We start from the raw sequence: 1,725 nt of genomic DNA on the forward strand, positions 1-1,725 counted from the left end.
CCGTGGCGGGGGCGGCGAAGCGGCACGCGGAGAGGGTGGGCCGGACAGGCATGGCGAATCGCTCCGTATTGCCCAGCGAGCCTATGGGCTGGGGCGTGGCCGCGCCAGGGATTCACGAAGTCGCCATCGTTCTTGAAACGTAAAGGAAATTGTGGTAATCACGAAAAGTTGAGTGAGGACAGGCCCCACCTCGCTTGGCCAGAAAACACATGGATAACAGGGAATAAGCCATGGCTTCCGTGTTGCCCCGCTCCGTTGCCGGCGAGTGCGTGCCGCCCAGCCTGGTGGATCAGCGGGCCTTGCTGATGATGCTGTCCTATGTGGAGGCCGAATGCCGCCGTCTGGGCGCGGCGCAGGCGGCGGAGCATGCCGCCGCCGCCGCGGCCTGCCTGGGCTTCGACGCGGAGCCGGCGGCCCAGCTGATCCGGCTGCCGCGACGCTGAGGCGGCCGGTTCCCGCGGCAGCCCAGCCATTCGGGCGCCGCGCGGCTTCGTTGCGCTTTTGTCTGGCCCCCGTGGCGGGGGAGGTGTAAGCGGCGGACCGCATTCCCAATGGCAGGTCTGACCCATGGACACCCCGATCGCCGCGGTCCTCTGGACCCATCAGGCGCAGCGTGATCTCGCGGCGGTGCTCCGCCTGCTGAGCCATGCCGAGCGCTGCTGCCTGGAGGCTGGCTCCGAGGATGCGGCGAGCCTGGTGGCCGAGGCGATGTCGGTGCTGGCGCGGGACGGCGCCGCCCGCAAGATGGCGGCCTGAGCGGCTGCCGGGTGCCAGCGGCACCCGGCCCAGACAGAAAAAAGATGGGGTCCGGGGGAATTCCTTCCCCCGGCCTTTTTGATTTTATGCCGTCACGCCCTCCGGCCGCGGCCCGCCCGCCATCCAGTCCAGCAATTCCACCGTGTGGACAGCCGGCACCGCCCCGCCGCCCAGCTGGGTGATGCAGCCGATATTGCCGCTGGCGATGACCTGCCCGCCGGTGCGCGCCAGGTTGTCGAGCTTGCGCGCCTTGAGCTGCCCGGCGATCTCCGGCTGCATCAGGTTGTAGGTCCCGGCGGAGCCGCAGCAGAGATGCGATTCGGCCGGCTCTTTCACCGCGAAGCCGGCCTTCTGCAGCAACTGCTTCGGCGCCGCCGTGATCTTCTGCCCGTGCTGCAGCGAGCAGGCGGCGTGGTAGGCGACGGTCAGCCCCGGCGGCTCGCGGCTGGGCGCGTAGCCGAATTGCAGCAGCACCTCGGAGATGTCGCGCGCCCGCCCCGCCACGGCGGCGGCGCGGGCGGCCCAGGGCTCGGCCTCGGCGCGGAACATGAAGCCGTAATCCTTCACCGTGGTGCCGCAGCCCGAGGCGTTGATGACGATGGCGTCCAGCCCCTCGCCTTCGATCTCCCGCGTCCAGGCCGCGATATTGGCGCGGGCGAGCGCCATGGCCGGGTCGTGCTGGCCCATGTGGTGGTTCAGCGCGCCGCAGCAGCCCTGGCCCTCGGCCACCACCACCTCGACCCCGAGCCGGGTGAGCAGGCGGATGCTGGCCGCGTTGATCGAGGGGGCGAGCACCTGCTGCGCGCAGCCGGTCATCAGCGCGACGCGGCCGCGCCGGGCGCCCTCGGCCCTGTGGATTCGCGGCGGCAGCGGGCGGGCGGCGGGCAGGCTGGCGGGGGCGAGATCGAGCATGGCGCGCAGCCGGGTCGCGCTGGTGCCACGGCCGGGGATCAGCCGGCGCAGCGGCCG

At 71.4% G+C, this 1,725-nt stretch carries 3 protein-coding genes; 2 read left to right on the plus strand and 1 reads right to left on the minus strand.

The window, feature by feature from the left end; translation table 11 throughout:
* The first annotated feature begins 230 nt into the window (after positions 1-230).
* Together HMPREF0731_RS21450 and HMPREF0731_RS21455 are read left to right on the plus strand one after the other, a co-directional pair.
* The gene (locus HMPREF0731_RS21450) at positions 231-443 is read left to right on the plus strand and encodes a hypothetical protein (RefSeq protein WP_040614348.1); all 213 of its coding nucleotides are present in this window, start codon (positions 231-233) and stop codon (positions 441-443) included.
* Positions 444-567: 124 nt separating this feature from the next.
* On the plus strand, positions 568-756 hold the full coding sequence (locus HMPREF0731_RS21455) for a hypothetical protein (RefSeq protein ID WP_007006346.1): 189 nt from the start codon (positions 568-570) through the stop codon (positions 754-756).
* Positions 757-840: 84 nt separating this feature from the next.
* On the opposite strand, the gene HMPREF0731_RS21460 is transcribed toward HMPREF0731_RS21455, so the two are convergent.
* The coding region (locus HMPREF0731_RS21460; protein ID WP_007006347.1) for a heterodisulfide reductase-related iron-sulfur binding cluster at positions 841-1,725 on the minus strand (885 nt) is incomplete at its 5' end.

It is taken from the genome of Pseudoroseomonas cervicalis ATCC 49957 (assembly GCF_000164635.1).
Classification (GTDB): domain Bacteria; phylum Pseudomonadota; class Alphaproteobacteria; order Acetobacterales; family Acetobacteraceae; genus Pseudoroseomonas; species Pseudoroseomonas cervicalis.

Coding starts and splice junctions, on each gene's coding strand:
- HMPREF0731_RS21450 (WP_040614348.1), top strand. CDS start 231: ATGGCTTCCGTGTTGCCCCGCTCCGTTGCCGGCGAGTGCGTGCCGCCC.
- HMPREF0731_RS21455 (WP_007006346.1), top strand. CDS start 568: ATGGACACCCCGATCGCCGCGGTCCTCTGGACCCATCAGGCGCAGCGT.